Source organism: Advenella faeciporci (assembly GCF_014652395.1).
In the GTDB taxonomy this organism is placed as follows: Bacteria; Pseudomonadota; Gammaproteobacteria; order Burkholderiales; family Burkholderiaceae_B; genus Advenella; species Advenella faeciporci.
Genome location: NZ_BMYS01000006.1, coordinates 12,388 through 33,377 on the forward strand (window position 1 = coordinate 12,388; position 20,990 = coordinate 33,377).

Annotated in this window: 19 protein-coding genes; 7 read left to right on the forward strand and 12 right to left on the reverse strand. The window is 49.0% G+C overall.

From position 1 onward, the window contains the following. The first annotated feature begins 222 nt into the window (after positions 1–222). Positions 223–1,191 carry a Bug family tripartite tricarboxylate transporter substrate binding protein gene (locus tag IE074_RS05825; protein ID WP_189384500.1) on the forward strand — a complete coding sequence of 323 codons (969 nt, stop codon included), beginning with the start codon at positions 223–225 and terminating at the stop codon, positions 1,189–1,191. A gap of 347 nt (positions 1,192–1,538) precedes the next feature. Then, a complete protein-coding gene (locus IE074_RS05830; protein WP_189384501.1) occupies positions 1,539–2,765 on the forward strand; it encodes a porin in 1,227 nt (408 codons plus the stop codon). 239 nt (positions 2,766–3,004) lie between these two features. Here IE074_RS05830 and IE074_RS05835 read toward each other — a convergent pair whose 3' ends face one another. Then, the gene (locus tag IE074_RS05835; protein WP_189384502.1) at positions 3,005–3,802 is read right to left on the reverse strand and encodes an SDR family NAD(P)-dependent oxidoreductase; all 798 of its coding nucleotides are present in this window, start codon (positions 3,800–3,802) and stop codon (positions 3,005–3,007) included. Positions 3,803–4,070: 268 nt separating this feature from the next. Here IE074_RS05835 and IE074_RS05840 point away from each other — a divergent pair, with 268 nt between their 5' ends. Then, on the forward strand, positions 4,071–5,051 hold the full coding sequence (locus IE074_RS05840; RefSeq protein ID WP_189384503.1) for a Bug family tripartite tricarboxylate transporter substrate binding protein: 981 nt from the start codon (positions 4,071–4,073) through the stop codon (positions 5,049–5,051). A gap of 70 nt (positions 5,052–5,121) precedes the next feature. Here the strand turns inward: IE074_RS05840 and IE074_RS05845 are convergent, their stop codons facing one another. The 9 genes from IE074_RS05845 to IE074_RS05885 form a co-directional block, all read right to left on the reverse strand. Then, a complete protein-coding gene (locus IE074_RS05845) occupies positions 5,122–5,850 on the reverse strand; it encodes a carboxymuconolactone decarboxylase family protein (RefSeq protein ID WP_189384504.1) in 729 nt (242 codons plus the stop codon). A gap of 46 nt (positions 5,851–5,896) precedes the next feature. Beyond that, on the reverse strand, positions 5,897–7,135 hold the full coding sequence (locus tag IE074_RS05850) for an SDR family NAD(P)-dependent oxidoreductase (protein WP_189384505.1): 1,239 nt from the start codon (positions 7,133–7,135) through the stop codon (positions 5,897–5,899). A gap of 14 nt (positions 7,136–7,149) precedes the next feature. Then, the gene (locus IE074_RS05855; protein WP_189384593.1) at positions 7,150–7,908 is read right to left on the reverse strand and encodes an SDR family NAD(P)-dependent oxidoreductase; all 759 of its coding nucleotides are present in this window, start codon (positions 7,906–7,908) and stop codon (positions 7,150–7,152) included. A 9-nt stretch (positions 7,909–7,917) separates the two neighbouring features. Then, positions 7,918–8,877 carry an acyl-CoA dehydrogenase family protein gene (locus IE074_RS05860; protein WP_189384506.1) on the reverse strand — a complete coding sequence of 320 codons (960 nt, stop codon included), beginning with the start codon at positions 8,875–8,877 and terminating at the stop codon, positions 7,918–7,920. 2 nt (positions 8,878–8,879) lie between these two features. Continuing rightward, positions 8,880–10,082, reverse strand: coding sequence for an acyl-CoA dehydrogenase family protein (locus tag IE074_RS05865; protein WP_189384507.1), 1,203 nt, complete (start codon positions 10,080–10,082; stop codon positions 8,880–8,882). A gap of 17 nt (positions 10,083–10,099) precedes the next feature. Next, complete coding sequence (locus tag IE074_RS05870) at positions 10,100–12,232, reverse strand: acetate--CoA ligase family protein (RefSeq protein WP_189384508.1); 2,133 nt, start codon at positions 12,230–12,232, stop codon at positions 10,100–10,102. A gap of 3 nt (positions 12,233–12,235) precedes the next feature. Further along, on the reverse strand, positions 12,236–13,006 hold the full coding sequence (locus tag IE074_RS05875) for an enoyl-CoA hydratase/isomerase family protein (protein ID WP_189384509.1): 771 nt from the start codon (positions 13,004–13,006) through the stop codon (positions 12,236–12,238). Between the two features lie 108 nt (positions 13,007–13,114). Next, on the reverse strand, positions 13,115–13,909 hold the full coding sequence (locus IE074_RS05880; RefSeq protein ID WP_189384510.1) for a flavin reductase family protein: 795 nt from the start codon (positions 13,907–13,909) through the stop codon (positions 13,115–13,117). A 30-nt stretch (positions 13,910–13,939) separates the two neighbouring features. Beyond that, entirely contained in the window at positions 13,940–15,001 is a 1,062-nt protein-coding gene (locus IE074_RS05885) for an LLM class flavin-dependent oxidoreductase (RefSeq protein ID WP_189384511.1), read from the reverse strand. Positions 15,002–15,193: 192 nt separating this feature from the next. Here IE074_RS05885 and IE074_RS05890 point away from each other — a divergent pair, with 192 nt between their 5' ends. Further along, a complete protein-coding gene (locus IE074_RS05890) occupies positions 15,194–16,129 on the forward strand; it encodes a LysR family transcriptional regulator (protein ID WP_189384512.1) in 936 nt (311 codons plus the stop codon). Here IE074_RS05890 and IE074_RS05895 read toward each other — a convergent pair whose 3' ends face one another. Continuing rightward, complete coding sequence (locus IE074_RS05895; protein ID WP_229793906.1) at positions 16,130–17,023, reverse strand: SMP-30/gluconolactonase/LRE family protein; 894 nt, start codon at positions 17,021–17,023, stop codon at positions 16,130–16,132. Positions 17,024–17,509: 486 nt separating this feature from the next. On the opposite strand from IE074_RS05895, the gene IE074_RS05900 reads away from it, so the two are divergent. Next, positions 17,510–17,884, forward strand: coding sequence for a hypothetical protein (locus tag IE074_RS05900; protein ID WP_189384513.1), 375 nt, complete (start codon positions 17,510–17,512; stop codon positions 17,882–17,884). Positions 17,885–18,052: 168 nt separating this feature from the next. On the opposite strand, the gene IE074_RS05905 is transcribed toward IE074_RS05900, so the two are convergent. After that, positions 18,053–18,871 carry an IclR family transcriptional regulator gene (locus IE074_RS05905; RefSeq protein ID WP_189384514.1) on the reverse strand — a complete coding sequence of 273 codons (819 nt, stop codon included), beginning with the start codon at positions 18,869–18,871 and terminating at the stop codon, positions 18,053–18,055. 85 nt (positions 18,872–18,956) lie between these two features. Between IE074_RS05905 and IE074_RS05910 the strand changes: the two genes are divergently transcribed. Beyond that, positions 18,957–19,424, forward strand: coding sequence for a PaaI family thioesterase (locus IE074_RS05910; RefSeq protein ID WP_189384515.1), 468 nt, complete (start codon positions 18,957–18,959; stop codon positions 19,422–19,424). After that, on the forward strand, positions 19,421–20,983 hold the full coding sequence (locus IE074_RS05915) for an AMP-binding protein (protein ID WP_189384516.1): 1,563 nt from the start codon (positions 19,421–19,423) through the stop codon (positions 20,981–20,983). Before IE074_RS05910 ends, IE074_RS05915 begins: the two co-directional genes overlap by 4 nt. Positions 20,984–20,990: the final 7 nt, after the last annotated feature.

A 20,990-nucleotide genomic window follows, 5' to 3' on the forward strand; every position in this document is an offset into this window, starting at 1 on the left:
AAATACAGCTATTTTACAGATAATTGCAGGCTTTCAAAAAGCTGAAGCAGAACAAAAACACTGCCTATCCACAGAACTACTTGCCAACAAGTAAAACAGTTCTGCAATCCTGCAGGATAATAATTGATCCAAATCAAATATATGATTGTTTCCTCAAATAAAACATAGACAAATAAAAAAAATTTGTCGCCAAATTGCACAATAATTCTTGGAGGAGCACCAATGCGCAAGATTAGCCGCCGCAGTTTTATCACCGCTGTCATGGGAACCATGATTGCCATGGCCCAACCCGCTTATGCACAAGACAACAACAGACCCATTACCATCGTTGTCCCTTATTCTGCTGGTGGCACCAATGACAACTTTGCCCGTCTGCTGGCTGAAGGAATGGGTAAGGAACTAAACCGGCACATCATTGTAGAAAACAAACCCGGTGCCAACGGCATTATTGGAGCTTCTTATGTTGCCCGCGCGCGCCCGGATGGAACCACCCTGTTTTTAGGTGGTACTGGCCCGGTATCCCTGAACATTATGCTGCGCCCTGCCCTGGCATACAACTTCGACCATTTTGATTCTGTTGCCATGCTGTTTGACGGCCCCTTAACCATTACTGTTCCAACCGCCATGGGCATCAATTCTATTGATGAGCTGATTACCTATGCCAAACAGAAAAACCAGCCACTGCTGTATGGCACGCTGGGTCCTGGCAGCGTGACTGATTTATTTGGCCTGCTCGTTTCCAAGACATTCGATGTCCCCTTGACAGCAGTTGCCTACAAAAATAATCACTCAGCCCTCCTGGACCTGATGGCAGGCCGTGGTGACATGAACTATGCCACCCCCATTCCAATGATCCAGAACTCGAAAGAGCTGAAAATCCTGACCCTAACGACCGATCAACGTGACCCCACCCTGCCTGATATTCCATCCATTACAGAACTGGGTTATCCGGAACTGAAAACGTCCTATTGGACCGGTCTGCTTGCACCAAAAGGCACTCCCAAAAAAGACATAGAAGATATAGCCGCTGCGGCCATAAAGACAGTCAAAACGGAAGCCTTTCAGCGAATCTTGACAGAGAATGGCCAGATTGAAAAAGCGGGTGGCCCTGAAATGCTGAACACACAGCTACAGAATGACCGGGATCACTGGGGCAAAATCATCAGCGAAAACAAGATCGTTATTAACTGAATATATTCTGTGGATGCTGATGTGTATCAATTCAACAACACAACAAAAATATTTAAATTTAAAATATATTTATTCATGAAATTCCAACAAGGTGGAACATCAAGGCATTTCCATGATTTCAAATTATGACGAAGGGTAAATATTAATTCAAAATTAAACTTTATTAATTTATATTTTGATTCTTTTGATTTTTGACTATTGTCAAGCCGAGCGTGTAAGGCCATATGAACCCGATTTTTCACTTACCGCTATCAACCTCACAAAAAAATTATTAACTGAATACATCCTTTCGATGTTGCTGTACCACTTTTATAAAACCAATTAATTTTTATCAGGAGACATTCTTAATGAAAAAAACCTTGCTTGCCACGGCACTTCTTGCCGGCTTTTCGGGTGCTGCCTATGCCAACAGCTCTGTCACACTTTATGGTCTGGTAGATGCCGGTATTGGTTATCAAAAAAACAAAGTAACACAGGGCGATAACCGGATCGAAAACCGTGATTTCGGCATGGCAAAATTCAATGGGGTCCGTAACGGCAACCGCTGGGGTCTCAGAGGCAGTGAGGACCTGGGCAATGGCACCAAGGCCATTTTCCTGCTGGAAAACGGTTTTGATGTCAGTAACGGAAATGCGCTTCAGGGAGGACGCTTGTTTGGTCGTCAGGCTTATTTCGGTTTAAGCAGTGAAAGCTGGGGCTCACTCACATTAGGGCGCCAATACAGCATTGCCGTTGAAACAATCGGTACCAAAGGTCCTTTCAATGTGGGCTACCAGCAGGCCGGCCAGCTTTTTGGCGCATTTGGTGCTTCCACTTTTGCCCGTATGGATAATGCCATTAAATACTCAAGCCCGGTTTTTTCAGGCTTCAAGTTTGGTCTTGGTTATTCAGGCGATACCAACAAAAAGGAAATGGACTGGAACGGTATTGAAACCGAAACCAAGCAGGCCTCCAACTGGATTACGGCGGGTGGTAGCTACAACAATGGCCCCCTGGCCATTGGCGTGTCTTATGACCGTTTCCGTACCGATAAAAAAAACGTGACAGTGACAGGAACAGAGAAGCATAAAGGCACGGTTCATATGTGGAACCTGTTTGGCACCTATGATTTCGATGTGGTGAAACTGGATCTGGGTTATGGCCAGGTGCGTGGTGCTGTTGGCAATGCAAATGGTGTCGCCGCGGAAATGGGGGCCAGCAGTATCGGTTTAAATAGTCTGTTTACGCCCTTTACCCGTGGTATGCGTGCCGATGGCCTGACGTACTCACAAACCAATGGTTACCGCCAGCAAGCCTGGACGGTAGGCTTAACGGCACCAGTGGGTGAGGCGGGCAAAATCCTGTTTTCATACCAGGGCAGCGCCACCAAGAACAATGATCATGGATTCGATGGGGTTAAAGGCCGCCTGAGCATCTTCAGTCTGGGGTATGAATACAGCCTGTCCAAGCGCAGCCTGGTTTATGCCATGGCTTCTTATGGTACCGGTCGCCTGAAGTTTGACGACAGTGCGGTTAACCCGAAAGCCAAGCTAAGAACATCCCTGATTGGCGTTGGCCTGCAGCATCGCTTCTAAGGGCTGGCCTATTGCAAGCACAGCGGCGGTTTCGTAGTTAATGAAACCGCTACAACCGTAACAACAAGGGGGTAGGCCACTGGAGTGAATGAAGCCATTGCGCTTTCGTTCACTCAAGACATTCAGTTGCCTGACAAAGCCTGTATGGAACCTTTGGTTTTTTTATTATTTTCGTAGATATTTGCCCTTGGCATGTTAATGCCAAGGGTTTTTTTTACAAAATGGCTCTGGATGGCAAATCAGGCACGCCGTGGCCGGGAAATATGACTCATCAGTGATTGTGTGAAACCGCCATCCACCACCATTTCAGCACCATTCATATAAGAAGAACGGTCGCTCACAAGAAATATCGCCACATTGGCAATATCTTCAGGAACACCAATGCGACGCAAGGGAACGGCATTTTCCCGCTGCTCACGCATTTGCGAATCAGCATAATAAGGCTCGGTAAGCGGGGTACGGGTCAGCCCGGGACTGATCACATTATTGCGTATGCCATGCGGCCCCCACTCAAAGGCTAATTGTCGCGACAACATAAGAATAGCCGCTTTTGTACTGCTGTACGCACCACTGAAAGGCTGGGGATTGGAACCGGCAATTGAAGCGACATGCACAATGGAACCAGCACCATGGGCCCGCATGGATTGACCGAAAGCACGGGCGCAACGCAAGTAACCGTTCAGGTTTATATTAATCTGTCGGCTCCAGTCTGCCATGTCGATCATATCCAGATGCTCCGGCACAGACACCGCCGCATTGTTAACCAGTGCAAAGCAGTCACCCAACTGCCTGCTCACCGCCTCTGCGGCAGCCTCAACCTGCTCATCCACAGCCACATCACACGCCAGTGAAATACACTGCCCGTTTGTATCAGCTCGCAGTTCAGTCACTTCCTCTGTTGACAATGCCTCACGGTCCAGCATGGCAACGTGCGCACCGTTCTCAAGAAGCGCCCGTACCGTTGCCCGCCCAATACCGCCATTTGCACCAGTAACAGCAACAACCCGCCCCGCAATCCCCAGCCATTGATCATTCATCCCAAATCCTTCCTTTATATCCAGTCCATATTGATTGTTTGATGGGGTAGCCTGCACCTGCATGCATTCAGAAGACTGCCCCTGTATGATGATATCTTCCGGCAGGGAACAGAACCTCTCCTGTATTTGCAGTATTGTTCTGCATTCATTTCACCTTATCAGAACAGCCGCTATCAGGTATAAACAACAGGTTGTTATCAAATGACAACTTACAAAAAAAACAAATTTTTCACTGACAATCCAACATTCAACTGGAGCGAGACTGTACATGAAGCTTTTCCGAAGCACGATCCTTTTTGCCACCTCAATACTGGCTTTGGCCGTAACGCCTTTACATGCGCAAACAACCAGCAATTATCCCGACAAACCCATTAAAATCGTCGTACCTTATGCACCAGGCGGCTTTACCGATATCCTGGCCCGCCTTCTTTCCCAGAAACTGTCCGACCAATTGAAACAGCCAGTCATCGTGGAAAACAAACCGGGCGCATCCACCATTATTGGTGCCGAATCGGTTGCCCGCGCCAAACCCGATGGCTACACCCTGCTTATGGCGGTCACAACCACCCTGTCAAGCAATCCTCACCTATTCAGCAAGCTTCCTTATAAACTTGCCGACTTCAAACCCGTGGCACTGGCTGGCCTGACCCCTTTCGTGCTGGTCGCCAACCCCTCGGTTCCTGCCAATAATGTCCAGGAACTCGTCAGCTATGCGCAAACCCATCCCGGCAAGCTCTCAACCGCCACGCTAGGCAACGGTTCGTCAACCCATCTGGTCTTGTCGATGTTCCGCTCGGCCACTGATGTTAATATTATTGACGTCCCTTACAGAGGTGCTTCCCTGGCCCTGTCAGACTTGGTTGCGGGCCATGTTGACCTGTTCTTTGATGCCCTTTCAACCTCACTGCCACACCTTCAGGCAGGCCGGTTAAAAGCTATTGCCCTGGCTTCTGAAGAACGCCAGGAAACCGCCCCCTCTGTCCCTACCTTCCATGAGTCAGGCACCCCGGAAATGCTGGCCTATTCCTGGTATGGTTTACTGGCACCGGCCGGAACGCCTGACCATATCGTCGAAATACTGAACAAGACGGTCAACGAGGCGCTGGCTTCACCAGAGATACAGGAAAGGTTCAGGGCTGAAGGAGCGGAAGCACGCATGATCAGTTCACAGGCATTTGGAGAGTTGATTGAAGCCCACTCCAAAACCTGGGGCGATATCATTACCGCATTGAATATCAAGCTCGACTAAGAAAAAGGCAGCAGGTTTCTATGCAAACCTGCTGCCCTTACAATCAATACAAATCACCAAGTTGAAAAAATCAACTTTCTTCTAATATCGTCGCACCCAATGCCGTACCATGGATGGATAAATGCGCACCCAGCTGTATAGCCTGCAAGATTTCAGCCTGCGTTACCCCCATATTTAAAGCGCCGCGAATCCGTACACGCAACATATTGGCATTGAACCCGGTAAAACAGGCTGCCAGGGCAATCTCAACCAAAATGCGCTCCTCAGGCACCAGCCCCATAGACGGGTCTGATCCGCCACCCTCCAGGAAATCAAGAACCACATCAAGATAAGCTGAATCCAGCCTGGCCAGTTGCGCCATAAAAGGCGGCACTTCATGAAAATGCCGTTGCACGCGTGTACGCTGTTCTTCGGACATTGACTCTGCCGCATCAAGACCAAGTTCATCAGCCAGAATACCCGCCGCATCATAAACATGACTCAGTCCCTGACAGGCCACCAGATGCAACACATCAAAAACCGCGACTGGCGTTACACCCAGCTTACGGGCAAAATCCAAATGCGTGCGCAAACCGGCCGCAAACAGGTGTGTAGCAGAGGCATCCAGGGCAATGTAAATCAGCTCTATCATACGTTGCGACAGCGGCCCGGTACGCGCCGGATACCCCGCATAAGAGGCATAATGTTGCAAAAACTGCGGGTTATGCCGCAAAACCGTTTCAGTCCAGGGGCGCCAATAACCCCGTTCAGTCATAAAGTAATCTTTGATCTGCGCTTGCTCTGGCGTATAGTCATTCATGGTTTCAGCTGTCTCGATAAAATGGGTATTTTCTTAAGCGCTATGTTTAGATGTTAGATAAGCCCGATGAAGAACGAGCCCGGATGGTTTGTCCTGTCAAGAACTGGGCCTTTGCTCCACCTGCAAATTGCAGCAAGGGGGCCAGTATATCTGGCTGAACATTGGCATCTGCTTCAATGGCGTTGATACGCATCGCTTGCGGCCCCAGCTCACAAGCCAGTGTTGCCACCAACATACGTGCGGCGGCCAGATCCCCGCTGTTTGGCCAAGATGTCTCATCCTGATCTCCGGCGGGTAATAACAGGGTCAAACTGCTGCCTGCCCCATTTTCCTTGCCATATCTTACCGCCGCCTGATGTACCGCCTGAAGCACCTGCCCTTCTTTGGCCGCAAGGGCAGAAAAATCAATGGTTGCAGCGTACCCGGCCTTATCCTCTCCCGTTTGCCCACTATTCAATGCGGTTTCCCATGCCTTGTCAGGGCAGGCCGTCAGCTGAAAAGATACCGCCATATCAAACGGCATGGTGGCATGGGTCGCTGGCAAAAAAGCCTTGCTGCCACCAAAAACGGAAGAGCCTCCGTCAAAACTGATTCGTTCACCGGAAAGCGGCCCGGCACCGGCAGAAGCCAAAAAGAACAGCGCCTCTGCCAGTTCCTGTGGTTCAGCCATGCGGCCCAAGGGGATTTTAGCGACCGCATCGGCAGGGTTCAAACGCCCGATAGCAATCAGCTCGGCCACCAGCTCGGTCCGCACAAAACCCGGACAAAGCACGCTGACGCATAAATCGGGCCGTACCTTTGCCAGTACCCGGGTTTGTGCAATCAAACCGGCTTTCGTGGCACTATACGCCCCACGCAGAGGTATGGCGTGCAAACCTGCCCCCGAAGCCACATTCACCACACGGGCACCCGGCACCAGCTGTGCTGCCAAGGCTTCAACCACACAAGCCGGTGCCTGCAGGTTCAGTGCCAGCAAACGCTCAAACTGAGTACTATCCTGATCGACAAGAGACAAACCGCTGGTATCCGACATCCCCGCATTATTAATAATGGCATCCAGCGACAAAGCCAGGTCAGACAAAACCTGAATATCAGCAGGATTGGTCAGATCAAGCTCACGACTCAAATGAGTTCGTCCCTCACTGGTTGGTAACGTTGGCAGCAATGCCGCCAAGGCCTCGGCATTACGGTCCACCAGCACACATTGCCAGCCACGGCTGGCAAACAATACCGCCGTAGCCCTGCCAATACCGGAGGCTGCTCCTGTAATCAGAATAGTTGGCATGCCCTGGTCACCCGTTAAATATTGGTGAAAGTCACGCCGCCATCAACCACCAAGGCCTGGGCGGAAATAAAACCGGCCTCATCACTGGCCATAAAGCAGATGCCCCTGGCAATGTCAGCAACCGTACCCAACCGTCCCATTGGCGTGCGGGCAATACGATTGGCATCACGCTCGGCATTACGGTTGCGTTGGGTACCCTCGGTAGGCACTGCTGAAGGACATACCGCATTGACACGAATATTGCGCACACCCAGCTCGGCAGCGGCTGCACGGGTAATCCCCAGCACACCGGATTTAATACCGGAGTACACTACCGAGTTCAGGGTAGAGCGCAACGCTGCCGTTGAGGCCACATTGACAATAACCCCGCCACGCTCTTCATCCATCACCTCTACGGCTGCCTGAAGCCCCCAGATGATGGCCTTGAAACCGATATCAATCATGCGATCCACCGTTTCGGGCATGATATCGGGAATAGCCTGATATCTTACCCAGGCTGCATTGTTCACCAGAATATCCAGTCTGCCCATGTGCTGATAGGCCTGCTGTACGGCAGCAACCACGCCTTCACGGCTTGACATGTTCTGCACAACGCCAAACGCTTTGCCCCCGGCTGCCGTAATCTCGTCAACAACGGCACTGACAAACTCTTCTTTAAGATCATTAACAGCCACAATAGCGCCACGGGCTGCCATTTGCATTGCTGTTTCTTTTCCGATTCCGTTACCGGCACCGGTAATCAGGGCCACGCGGCCCGCCATATCCTGTTGCATCATATTTCCTTATACCGTTGCGATAAACTGTGCACCCAGCATTTCAAGCCTGTGCCCATTATTAAAAGCGGCTTCTATCTTGCGCACTTCCCGAAGGGAGTAATGCAATGGCAGTTCCCAGGTAAACCCCATGCCACCATGCAGATGGATGGCCTTTTCAATAATAAAAACCGCATTGGCAATGGCTCCGGAAAAAGCCGGGCCAATACTGCGTACCTCACTAAACTCATTCTTGCGCAAGGCCCTGAACAATGCGGCAGTTGAGGTTTCATGCAGCAACCGCATGCGTGCCAGCGTATGCCGAACCACCTGTTTAGCCGATAACGGACGCCCGAACTGCACACGTGTAGACATATAGTCCACCGCCCGTTGCAAGGCTTGCGCACTCAAACCATTAATGAAGCCGCTGTATAGCATCTGTGCATGCTCCTGCAACGTGGCGTATTGCGTTGCTGACAAACGGGCCTTGACAATGGCATTGTCCAGGTTGATGTCATAATGGGGAAAATCAGGGTCCAGCGTGTCATTGGCCTGCACGGATACCGATGCCAGCTCAATCAGGCTGGCGCCTTGCTCATCGGCCACCAAAACCCAGTCGCAATCACCCCCATAAGCAACATGCGTCACAAACTTATCTGACAAGCCACCCTGCCAGGCGATCGTGGCTACCTTGTCACCAGAAACCAGTGCCCCGGCAATCTCCGTATCGGTAAATGCACTTGCCAGCACCATCTGTTCCACCAGCGGAAAATGCAATTGCAATTTACCGGCGGCCTCACATACCGCAACGCCAAACGCCAGATCCAGGCCAAGTCCGCCACTTTCTTCGCTGGCACAAACACCAAACAGACCCGATGTGGCCAGCACGGCAGCCGCCTCACGAAAACCGCGACCCTGCGTATCAGCTACCGCCGCTCCTGCTGCTTCTGCGAACTCCTCTGGCCGCAAACTCTCTTCTTGAGAACTCATGATTAAATATCCTTTGGCAATTGCATAATACGTTGGGCGATAATATCCAGTTGCACTTCCGTTGTGCCGGCGTAAATCGTCTCGGCATGCGAGAACAGATAAGCTGTCGTGAAATGCTGTCGGGCACGCTGCGCCAGCGCGCTGGAAGACGGCCCCACCTGGGACACAATTTCCTGCGCCAAGGCCATGAAAGCCTGGTGACACTCGGACCAGTACAGTTTGGTCAACGAGCCACGCGCACCAATCGCATCTCCCGCCATGAGTTGATCAACCGACTTTTCCACCAAGCCTTTGAGCGCATCAATTTCACTTAGCACCTGACCGATGCGACGCTGATAGTAACTTTCCTTGAGCCTTAGTGACAGCTCCCTGTCTGACAGGCTCGCCTGAACCAGTTGACGCAATTCACACTCAAAACGCCAGGCCCGGTACATCCGGTTAGTCGCCCGCTCTATTGATAACACACGAATCGCGGCCCCCCAGCCTTCATCAGGCGCACCCAGACGGGCACTGTCAGGTACCACCACATCATCAAAGAACACTTCGGCAAAGGATTCCTTGTTATCAATGGAACGAATCGGCACGACCCTGATGCCTGGCGTGTCCATGGGAACCGCAAACATCAATAAACCGCGATGCTTGTCGGCTACAGTCCCGGTGCGGGTCAATAACAAACAATAATGCGCCTTGGCCGCCCCGCTGGTCCAGATTTTCTGGCCATTAATGCGCCAGCTGTCGCCCTCTTGTATGGCCCTGGTACGCAGTCGAACCAGATCCGACCCGGCATCCGGCTCTGAAAAACCCTGGCACCAATAATTTTTCATTTGCAAAATAGCAGGCAAAAACGTCTGCTTCTGCGCCTCCGTACCCACCGTCATAATAATTGGACCAGCCAACTCTTTACCAATGGAGCTGACACTTTCAGGCATGGCCAAAGCACCAATTTCCTTGTTCACCGCCAAGTGTTCACGTAAACCAAGACCATGGCCACCATACGTTTTGGGCCAGGTCATGCCGGCCAGGCCAGCCCGATACATGGCTGCCTCCCAGTCACTGGACTCTTGCAGCGTTGGCGCACGATAATCCAGACTGTCGGCCAGCATATGAGTCGGAACATTATTTGTAAGCCATTCCCGGGCATGCTTGCGATAAGCATCCGGTGAGGTAGCTGGATTGGGAATAACAGGTTTAGAATAAAAATCCATACTTGACCTTAATAGTGTCATACAACGTTATTTGTCGGAATCAGAAGCGCATCAAGCACAATTGCCCCCTGTCCTTCAGGGCGGACAAGAACCGGATTCATATCAATTTCCGCCACATCATTGGCGTAACGGCAGGCGAAGTGTGACAGTTTTGCCAGTGTGCTGGCCGCAGCCTTAACATCAGCCTTTGGCTGCCCGCGAGCACCATCCAGAATGGGAAACAGCTTGAGAGAACGAATCATGTCAAGTGCTTCAGACTCGGAAACCGGTGCTGCCTGTAGCGCAACATCTTGCAAAACCTCTGCATAAATGCCACCTGTACCTACCATTACCACCGGGCCAAAAACCGGGTCTTTTGAAATACCCATAATCAGCTCGGCCCCCCCCTGGACCATCGGTGTCACCAATACCCCATCAAGCCTTGCATTCGGCGCATGCTTTCTGGCGGACTGCATAATCTGTTCATAAGCAGACCGGACACTGGCCTCATTGCCAAGATTCAACATCACACCGCCAATTTCCGTCTTGTGCTGAATATCTTCGGAAACAATCTTGAGCACAACCGGAAAACCGATTCGGCTGGCTTCCTGTCCCGCCTGGTCTGCCGAAGTGACCACCACTTCATCCAGCACCGGGATACCGGCGGTCGCCAGCGCCCGCTTGGCGGTATATTCGTTACGGAACGCATTGCGATCAAGTGATTCAATCACGCCCTGGTAAGGTATACCCTCACCCACATTTGAAAGATGCCCCATCTGAACCAGACCGGCCAGCCCTTGCGCGGTTGCGTCAATACTGGGGAAAACCGGAATACCCAGCTCATTAATTTCTTTCACGGCATCGGCTGGCCCCTGGCTGGTAACCACCAGCAAACGCTCAGGGTAATTGGCACGAATCTTTTGTAATGCTTCCATGTAAACACCACGCAAACGCGTGTTATACAGGGAAAGCGATAAAAAGACCTGAGTGACATCTGATGACGGGTCTTCCATCAGGGCAGACAACATGCCGTACAACACATCGGGGCGAGATGAAACCTGGGCGGTTGCATCTACCGGATTATTCGTGCCAGCCAACGGCAGCACCGCCTTTATTTTGGCTTTGGCCTGCTCAGTCAATGTAGCAAGCGTCAGGCCTGCCTTAACGGTTGCATCCGCCATCATAATGCCAAAGCCACCCGAAGCCGCCACCACGGTGATGCGGTCGCCTTTGGGCAATTTACCGGGCAAGAGCAGGGAAGCGGCATGTGCAATATCCAGCAACGCCTCAATGGAATGAACCCGTAATGCACCATAACGACGGAAAACCGCATCAATCACCGCATCGGAACTGGCCAGCGCCCCCGTATGTGAAGCAGCGGCAGCCTGCCCCTGTTCGGTGGAACCGATTTTCAGCACAACAACTGGTTTGTTATTTTTTCTAGCCAGTTCTAACGCATAAGTTAACCTGTCGGCATCACGGCAGGTTTCCATGCAGCATAAAATAAGGTGAGTCTGAGGGTCATTGGCAAGTGCGGCAATACCGTCAGCGACATCAATATCCGCTTCATTACCAGTCGCAATAAAATGGCTCAGCCCTAGGCCACGGCGGGCAATATTCTGTACCGCATAGCTGCCCACATTACCGGACTGGGACACAATACCCACATGACCGGCAGGCGGCATGCTTTGTTCAAGAATAATGGAAAAGGAAGCAATCACCCCCTGAGCCACACTAATAGTGCCCAGGCAGTTAGGGCCCAACAAACGAATCCCGTTTTTGCGTGCAATAGCAAGCAGCTCGGCCTGTAGCCGTGCGCCCTCTTCTCCTGCTTCGGCAAAACCGGAAGACAGGACCACCACAGCGCGAACACCACCTGCGGCGCAATCTTTTAAAGCTTGAACGGTTGCTGATGCGGGTACAGCCAGCACGGCCATATCTGCCCTGCCCGGCAATTCGCCAATGGACGTATAAGCCTGCAAGCCCTGGATCATGCCGCCACGGGGGTTAATCGGATAAACCTGCCCCTTATAACCATACTTCAGCAAAAACTGTATAGGACGCCCGCCAATTTTAGTCACGTCGTCTGACGCACCAATTACGGCAACGGCATTGGCCGAGAAAAAAACATCCATGCCAGCACCTGGCTGTTGCTTAACAAGTGTATCCATGGATTAACGCCCCTTAAACACAGGTGCGCGTTTTTCCAGAAAAGCCATACGGGCTTCACGTGCATCCTCGGTTTTAGCCAACATCATCGTATATTCCTGCTCGAAACGATATGCATCACGCTGCGGCATGACATCAACCATATTGGCCGCCCGTTTGGCGTAAATAGTCGCCAAAGGTGCTTTGGAGGCAATCTCACGGGCAAGCTTCATGGTAACGGGCAGTAATTCTTCGGGTTTAAGCACCTCTTCAATCACATTCCGGCGCAGCAGATCATACGCCGTCAAACGCTGTCCGGTATAAAACATGCGACGCAAGGTTGAACGGCCAAAAAGCGTACGCAGCATTGATGCTCCGCCCGCCAGGCCAACGTTAATTTCAGGCATGCCAAAGGTCGCATTTTCAGAGGCATATAAAATATCGCAGGCAGCGGCCAGACCCAGCCCCGCTCCCAAAGCCGCACCGTTTACTGCGGCAATCACCGGTTTGGCGCACTCACGGATGGCATTGCCCGTTTCACGCGTAATACGATTGTGTTCCAGAAAATCGCCTGGAATATCCTCATTCGGACGATCTTTCAGATCTGCACCCGCGCAGAATACCGATCCGGTGGCCGTTAAAACCGCACAGCGCACATCTTCTCTTGCCGATATTTCATCAAAGGTGGCAACCAGCTGGCGCCGCATTTCGCGACTGAGCGCATTGACGGGTTTGCGATCCATTGTCACCAGCGCAACGTAGCCGGATACTTCAATATGAACAAATTTTTCAGTCATGATGATTTTGTCTTGTTTATTATCTTGATAATTAAGCCTTATACCCCAGACAGGGGCCACAGAAATGTGTGCCCCGGATACCAGGGTAAGGCTGGCAATATTTATAAATCAGGCAGGCAGTGCCTCCAGTCGATGCATGCCGGCATTGAAATTGACCATGGGGCTTGCATGACGACTGGCAGAGCGGCGTATTTTTCCCACGATCATGCGGTGTGTACCCAAGGCCTGGGTATTGACAATGTCGCATTCAACACTGGCCAAGGCATCATTCAAAACGGGTTGCGCATGCAAACCACTGCCCCAGTTACCCTTGGAGAAACGGGCACGCCCCTGCTTTTCACACAGGAAGGCAGACATCACCTCACGATGCTCCTCACCCAGTACATTGGCAACAAAACGGCCATTCGCCAATAAGGCCGGAACAATCGATGCGCTTTCATTAATAAAGAAACCCACCAGCGGCGGCTCGGCAGAAATCGACGTCAGGCTTGACACGATCAGTCCGGCCACTTCATCACCACTACCTGTCGTCACCGCGCTGACACCTGCAGGCAAGGCACGCATGGCCGCTTTGAACTCAACTTGAGATACCACCTCATCACTCTCATTGCGGACGATATGGGCACGCACATTACCCTTTTCATCAACCCAGCCCGCCTTTGCGGCATACTCGATCATTGCCGTAAAACCGGCTTCCCATTGCGCCTCTCCCGCTTTGCATGACAGAAAGCGCAATACTGCGGGTGACAGACGGATATGGTTTTCACCATCCCTGCTGCCGATTTTGGCAATGGCCTGCTCCAGCTTCTCGGAAGACTGAGGGTCAATCAACACATCAAGTTGACGGAAATTTGAAGCTTCAATAACGGTAATGGCACCGGCATTGGTGAGATGAATACGCATGATTGTCTCCTTGGGTTTCAACCCGGTGCCTTAGGCAACAGCCGTCAGGCTCAGTTCTTTCTGAATGGCCGGAATGATTTTGTCACCCCAGAGTTCAATTTGTTTAAGCATGGTCTTTTGATCGAAATCACCCAGCTGGGTTTGCAAGGCAATGTGTTTTGGTTTCAGAATGCTGATTTCTTCCAGCAATTTGTCAATCACCTCGTTGACTGAACCGACTGGCAGGTTCTTGCGCAACTCATCCAGCGTCACGTCTTTTTCTGAAGGAACTTCCTTAATCATGTAACCATCTTCAGACTGGGCACGACGGTATTTCAGGCTTTCTGAAATACGGCGCTGGAAGCGGGCGCAATCCAGATAGGAATCAATTTCAGCGTTGTTATCAGTGGCATAGCCACAGCGCAGGAAACCGAATTTGACATCACGATCCAGATCACGGCCATTGTCTTGGGCCACTTGCTCAAGACGGCTACGCAATTGCCTGATGGCATCGTTACCATTCAGCAAAGCGGTCACGAAAAGATTGTGGTTTTCACGTACACCGCGACCAAGCGCAACCGGGTTGCCCGAAGTGACCCAGACAGGTGGCATTGGCTGCTGTTCACAGCGCACCGCAATAGAGCTTGGTGGAATAGACAGAAATTCTCCCTGATATTCGAAAGATTTCTGCTGCAGGCCCATAGGAATAATATCCAGGAATTCGTTATAAATTTTGAAGGCGTCTTCCATTTTGACCCCAAAACGCTCAAACTCAAAAGCCTGGTAACCGGAACCAATACCCAGATCAAGACGACCATTGGAAATCGTATCTACAAAACCAACTTCAGCCAAAAAACGGGCCGGATGATACAGCGGCAAAATACAAACGCCAGTACCCAGACGAATTTTTTTGGTCACACCGGCACAGTGCGCCACCATCATTAACGGGGAAGGAGATAATGAATAGTTGTTAAAGTGATGCTCTGCATACCAGGCATTACTGAATCCTGCCTGTTCTGCCATGATGGTCTGTTCAACTGAATTACTGATGACCTGGCTGGAAGTCTGGTGATAGCCACGTTGTTGAGCAAGAATAAATACTCCGAAATCCATGGGAAATCCTTTTTTCTGTGTATTGATTGACATGGATCAATATTAATTACAATCAAAACCATATGGAATAACCAAAAATATATTATCTGAACTGCATATTTTGCAGCAATCCAAAACCAATATTAAATTACAATCAAAAACCTGCTGAATGAGCAAAAATAGATTGTCTATCCTGCATTTTTTGGAGTAATCATGGATCGTCTTAAAGCAATGGAATTTTTTCTGTCGGTGTCCCGCAACGGCAGTTTTACCGAAACCGCACGCCAATTTGCAGTGTCAGCCACGTCTGTGTCCCGCCTGATTACCGAACTGGAACAGGAGCTCAACGTAAAACTGCTGTTACGTTCAACCCGTCAGGTGATGCTGACCGAGGCTGGCCAGGAGTATGCCCACCAATTGGAAGGCATCCTGTGGAGCATCAATCACGCTCACAACAGCATTACCGCCATTAGTTCTTCACCACAGGGTTTGTTACGGGTTCACTCCCGGGTCATGTTCGGAGTGGGTGTACTGACACCACTTGTTGCACGCTTCCGTAATCTGTATCCCGATATAAAGATTGAGCTTCTTCTGTCAGAAACCCATGCCGATTTACGCCAGCAACAGATTGATATTGATTTTCGCATCAGCCCACCCGTAGAGGCCGGACTCAAACGCCGCATTCTATTCAAAAGTGAGCGTTATCTCGTTGCCGCACCGGACTATATCGCAACAATGCCAGAACTCATTACGCCAGCCCAGCTAAGCAATCATGCCTGTCTGTGTTATCAAAAACCCGGAGAACGTTATATATGCTGGTATTTGTCCGACAATGGCACTGAAGAAGCCACTCTGAATCCAAGGCATATCAGTAATAATGGCATTGCCTTGCTAGAACTGGCACGGCTAGGCGAAGGCATCGCCCTGCTGGATGACTATACGGTAGCCAACGATATTGCCCAAGGTCGGCTGGTTAGGCTTTTACCGGAGTTTCGTTTAACCAACTCCTCTTTTGAGGACGGGATTTATGCGACGATTCAGGACACGCCGATCATTCCAGCCAAAATCCGTGCTTTTCTGGATTTTGTAGCAGAAGAGGTTTCTGGCAAAGAACGCCGTTTTCTGGCTTACAGGCAATTGGGGAGTTAACTACACTGACATACCAATACGGGTTTTAGCCGGTGCAAACCCCTGTATCCCAATACCACGAATACGCAAAACGGCACCATCGAACGGGCCATCAGCCCGCAAACGACCGCTATCACTAATGCTTGTTACAAACAACTCATCCAGATTATCACCACCAAAACACAATGAGGAAGGATGTGACACTGGCATTTTAATTTTATGTGTTAATGTACCATCCGCTTCAAATCGTGCTATTGCCCCTTCTCGTACTAATGCCATCCATAACCCCCCTAACCTATCAAAACAACAACCATCAGGGCCGGAGCCATATTTTCCCGTATTGATAAAAATACGTTGATCAGTTAATTTACCCAAAGGCGTGATTTCATAAGAATAAATAGTTTGCACACTGCTATCACTTACATAAAGACGCCCATTCAAAGGGCTTACACATGGACCATTAGTCACACCAAACCCCTTGTCCTGTTGTTCAAAAGAACCATCTGGAGCAAGCCGGTAAAGTCCTCCCAATGGGTACTGCCCTTCTTCCCGAGGAACATGCATGGTTCCAACTACAAAACTGCCATCTGGCATGGCTTCACCATCATTCAGACGCAGATTTGAGTGTGTATCATCAATTCTGGCAATGCATTCAATCTCACCTGAAACCGGATCAAACAATACCATTTCCTCTTTCAAGGCTACCAAAAAACGGCCATCTACATTCAAGGCAAATGATCCGGCAGGAGCAGGTACACGATAAGCTTGAATTATCTGACCTGTTGCCGGATCAAGCCGGTAAATATAACCACCCCGGCAATCCATAAAGCATAACTGGCGATTCCCCACATCCCATATTGGGCATTCACCCAGCTGCGCACGAACCGAACCCAATGATTCAATATTAATCGTCATATTTCAAGCTTAAAAAATTTAGTCTTGGTTAATCAACTCTCTCAGAGAGTCCACGCCCAGTGATGTTGGAACGATGTTCCTTAGCGGACCGTCAAACAACATTGCTATAGCAATAAAACTGCGCATCTACGTTCCTCAAGAACACCATTATGTAACTAAATACAAAAACAAATCGCTAATGTATAATCAGCTACGGCAATTTCTTGTCAAAAATATGGCAATAAGTTATTTTCGTCTGTTCATTTTTTTGAAGAAACAATCATATAATTAATTTAAATCAATTGTTATCCCATATTGGTGCAGAACTATTTTACTTTCTTTGAATTAATAGCTTATGCCAAAGAGTTTGATATAGCCAGCTCTACACCACGACAGGCAGCAAAGAAAGACCTGCAACAAAAACATTTCCATACAGAAACTGTCACTGTTTCTTAACATAAGCAAAGGATAATGCCCGCATAACATTTTGATTTATATGGGTGTCCCATGGAAACTGCCTATTTGTACAGAAACTTTGATGACCGCGTTCACAAAGATAATCCTTTCTATATAAACCTGGCGCTACCTTGCCAGAAAGAGGCCAACCCCGCATTTTATTCCCGCTCTGGCTGGCTTAGCGAAAAAGGCCTGAAGGAAGGCTTGCCGCAAATCTTCAAGCATTACAATCCCCATAGCGCCTTGCAATATGACTTGCTGATTCTCAGGCATTGCGCCAAGGGCAGCTATGTCATCAGCCAAGTCAAGGATGGCTGCAATAATAAAAATGTTGCCAGCTTCAACGATGATTACCTAATCAGGGCCAGGTCAGCCTTTAAGGAACACGTCACGCAATCTGCGCAGGAAACCCTCTCACATCTGTAAGCACCCTACGGCGCCTTGACTGCCAGCAGAGAAGATGGTTGTTACTCTGATTGGCAAACAGGGTCGATGGAGTCCCTTTGCCTCAATTCAAACAAGCCTTAGAATTACATTGCTAATGCTGGGTTTTATCAAAATACACAACTTAATCCTCTACTGTCTTTGTGCATATTACACGCACGTAGATTGTTTTTTATTAAGTAAAAGCGGATTCTGTCTGCACAATAAATTACGCAAATGAACCACCTCCTTTTGTAAAGCATTACGGGCCTCATTTTGATGTGATAAGGTCATGCGGCTGGAAATAGTTGTCACACTTAGGGACAGTACCGGATACCCCATCATGTCGACTACCGCCATACCAATGCCCGATACGCCAGGAATCGCAAAATCGGATAAAAAAGAATAACCCGCTTTCCGAGCGTTTTGTGCTAAACGCAACAAATTCTCACCGTTCATTCCGCCATAACTTCCTAAAAACCTTTCATTATTTTGAATAATTATCTTCATTTCATTTTCTGGAATTTGGCTTAGTAAAGCCAAGCCAGCCGCCCCCACCCCCAATGGTTGCCGGTGACCAATTTCAAGGGAAAACACCTTAACCGGAAAATGCCCTGTTTTACGATCAAGACAAAATGAGTCATCACCACTACGCACCGTTAAAAATACCGTATCTCCGGTAATCTCTGCCAATCGATTCAATGACGGCTCACAAATATCCCTCAAATTGAAATTGCTGGCGGCAACCAATCCCAATTCATAAGCAAAATGCCCTAAGTGATAACGTCTATTTGCCGCCTGCATCACCATACCGCAAGCCATTAATTCTTTAATCAAACGATAAACGGTAGGTTTACTTAAGCCACTATATTCAACAATATCAGTCAATCTTGCTCCTTCTTTATTCCTGCTAGAAAGAAACCGGACAAGTTGCATGGCTCGTCCTACCGTTTGCACACCTATTTGTGATTTATTCAATGAAAGGTCCATATGTTGATACCATTTGTGTTGTTTAAGTGTTTTTTTCAGTATACACTGTTACTAATGATAGAAAAACACTTATAGGGGGAATGAGTTGGGACATCTTTTTGATTTGGATCTTGGAAGAACTGTAAAGGATTACCACTTTCCGACATTTCTTAAGCATATGGGCATAGAACAAGTCTCTGTTCGCCCCGGTCACGCAATCCTGACCTGGAAATTCAATTCTTTATTACATGCCAATGGCATAGGCATTGCACACGGTGGCGCCTTAAGCACCCTCCTGGATGTTGTAATGGGTTATTCCGCAGGGTACGCCAATGAAAAAATAACGCCTGTCGTGACAACCAGCATGACGGCACACTATATTGCTGCCGCAGGAAACGTACTGAAAGTAGAGGCAAACGTCATTCGGCAAACCAAACATTTAGCCTTTTGCTCGGCTGAAATCACCAATACAGATGGCACGATTGTTACACAAGCAATGGCAACATTTAAAAAATTAATTAGCACTCATCAACACAATCAACCATTATCAGTACCCGCGGAGACATTGCCATGACCCCCCCACTTTCCATGGAAAAACTGCTTCAGCAAAAGCGTCTTGGCGATATGATGCTGGATGCTTTTGAAACCTACTCGGACCATTGTGCTTTAGTTGATGAAAATGAAAGTGTCACCTATGCTGAATTGAAGCAGCGTATCCAAAGGCTTATTTGTTTTCTGGAAAAACAAAATATTCACCAAGGTGACGTCATTGCTCAACTAGCTGGCAACAGTATAGGTATGTTCTGTGTCATGGCTGCTGCTTATATAATGGGCGCACGCTCTGTTACATTACACCCGATGGCTGGTCTGGATGACCACGCATCCTTAATAAAAATGTGCCAACCCGCCTGTATTGTGACGGAATCACATTATGCTGAAAGAGCCATGCAGCTCAAAAAAATGCTGGATTTACCCTCGCGCTGGTTCAGTCATGATGAAAAAATGTCTTTTCCATGTTTGCATACCTTAAGTCAGTCGATCCAGCCCCCAAACCGTCTTGAAGCAAAAGGAGATGCCGAAACCATCATACGCCTGGCCTTTACAGGAGGAACTTCAGGGCAATCCAAAGGGGTTATGTTAAGCAATCGCTCCATGCTCACCAATACCAAATTATGGTTACAGGGTTTGGAATGGCCGGTTGGTGTACGTACATTATGCATGGCTCCCATATCGCACGGTGCCGGTTCATTTATTTACCCTACCCTATTCAGAGGGGGAACCGTCTATTTACATCGAAAATTTAGTACCGAAACTTGGTTTAATGTCGTAGCGACCGAAAAAATACAGCACACCTTCGTGGTCCCGACAATGCTGTATGCGTTGCTTAACGACAAACAAATAAAAACCGCAGATCTGTCCAGCCTGCGGGCACTTGTTTATGGTGCTGCCCCCATGATGCCAGAAAGAATTCGCGAAGCAATGAGCTATTTTGGAAATTCACTAGTACAAACATATGGCCAAACTGAAGCACCCAATACCATTTTGATTCTTAATAATTCGGCACATTTCAGTGATACACCAAATATTTTACAATCTGCTGGTCGTCCCTTTCCCAACCTCAATGTAGCGCTACTGAACGAATCAGGCAAAGAAGTGGAGCCTGGCCAAGTAGGTGAAATTTGTGTTCGTGGCGAGCTCATTATGTCAGGTTATCTGGACAATCAGGAACTCACCGATTCCACTATTATTGATGGCTGGCTCCACTCCGGCGACATGGCCCGCCAGGATAGCCAAGGCAATTTTTTCATTGTTGATCGCAAGAAAGACATGATTATCACTGGTGGTTTTAATGTTTACCCAAGAGAGATTGAAGATGTTCTTACAAGCCACCCGGCTGTTGAACAGGCTGCTGTTATTGGCATACCTGATGACAAATGGGGTGAAGCGGTCAAGGCCATTATTGTGACAAAAGACAGCAAAGAATATAACCAGAAAGAGCTCATTGATTTTGTAAAAGAAAAAAAAGGCTCAATCTGTTCACCAAAATCAATTCAGTTTGTCAGCACACTCCCGCTCACCAGCCTTGGCAAAATTGATAAGAAATCGCTTCGTGCTTCATATTCAACTATATAAAACGAGT

Bases quoted from the DNA above. Each gene is read 5' to 3' on its own strand.
- IE074_RS05890 (WP_189384512.1), top strand. From the start codon at position 15,194: ATGGATCGTCTTAAAGCAATGGAATTTTTTCTGTCGGTGTCCCGCAAC.
- IE074_RS05880 (WP_189384510.1), bottom strand. From the start codon at position 13,909: ATGCGTATTCATCTCACCAATGCCGGTGCCATTACCGTTATTGAAGCT.
- IE074_RS05860 (WP_189384506.1), bottom strand. From the start codon at position 8,877: ATGAGTTCTCAAGAAGAGAGTTTGCGGCCAGAGGAGTTCGCAGAAGCA.
- IE074_RS05915 (WP_189384516.1), top strand. From the start codon at position 19,421: ATGACCCCCCCACTTTCCATGGAAAAACTGCTTCAGCAAAAGCGTCTT.
- IE074_RS05875 (WP_189384509.1), bottom strand. From the start codon at position 13,006: ATGACTGAAAAATTTGTTCATATTGAAGTATCCGGCTACGTTGCGCTG.
- IE074_RS05895 (WP_229793906.1), bottom strand. From the start codon at position 17,023: ATGACGATTAATATTGAATCATTGGGTTCGGTTCGTGCGCAGCTGGGT.
- IE074_RS05855 (WP_189384593.1), bottom strand. From the start codon at position 7,908: ATGCAACAGGATATGGCGGGCCGCGTGGCCCTGATTACCGGTGCCGGT.
- IE074_RS05870 (WP_189384508.1), bottom strand. From the start codon at position 12,232: ATGGATACACTTGTTAAGCAACAGCCAGGTGCTGGCATGGATGTTTTT.
- IE074_RS05845 (WP_189384504.1), bottom strand. From the start codon at position 5,850: ATGAATGACTATACGCCAGAGCAAGCGCAGATCAAAGATTACTTTATG.
- IE074_RS05905 (WP_189384514.1), bottom strand. From the start codon at position 18,871: ATGGACCTTTCATTGAATAAATCACAAATAGGTGTGCAAACGGTAGGA.
- IE074_RS05885 (WP_189384511.1), bottom strand. From the start codon at position 15,001: ATGGATTTCGGAGTATTTATTCTTGCTCAACAACGTGGCTATCACCAG.
- IE074_RS05835 (WP_189384502.1), bottom strand. From the start codon at position 3,802: ATGAATGATCAATGGCTGGGGATTGCGGGGCGGGTTGTTGCTGTTACT.
- IE074_RS05825 (WP_189384500.1), top strand. From the start codon at position 223: ATGCGCAAGATTAGCCGCCGCAGTTTTATCACCGCTGTCATGGGAACC.
- IE074_RS05840 (WP_189384503.1), top strand. From the start codon at position 4,071: ATGAAGCTTTTCCGAAGCACGATCCTTTTTGCCACCTCAATACTGGCT.
- IE074_RS05830 (WP_189384501.1), top strand. From the start codon at position 1,539: ATGAAAAAAACCTTGCTTGCCACGGCACTTCTTGCCGGCTTTTCGGGT.
- IE074_RS05900 (WP_189384513.1), top strand. From the start codon at position 17,510: ATGGAAACTGCCTATTTGTACAGAAACTTTGATGACCGCGTTCACAAA.
- IE074_RS05865 (WP_189384507.1), bottom strand. From the start codon at position 10,082: ATGGATTTTTATTCTAAACCTGTTATTCCCAATCCAGCTACCTCACCG.
- IE074_RS05850 (WP_189384505.1), bottom strand. From the start codon at position 7,135: ATGCCAACTATTCTGATTACAGGAGCAGCCTCCGGTATTGGCAGGGCT.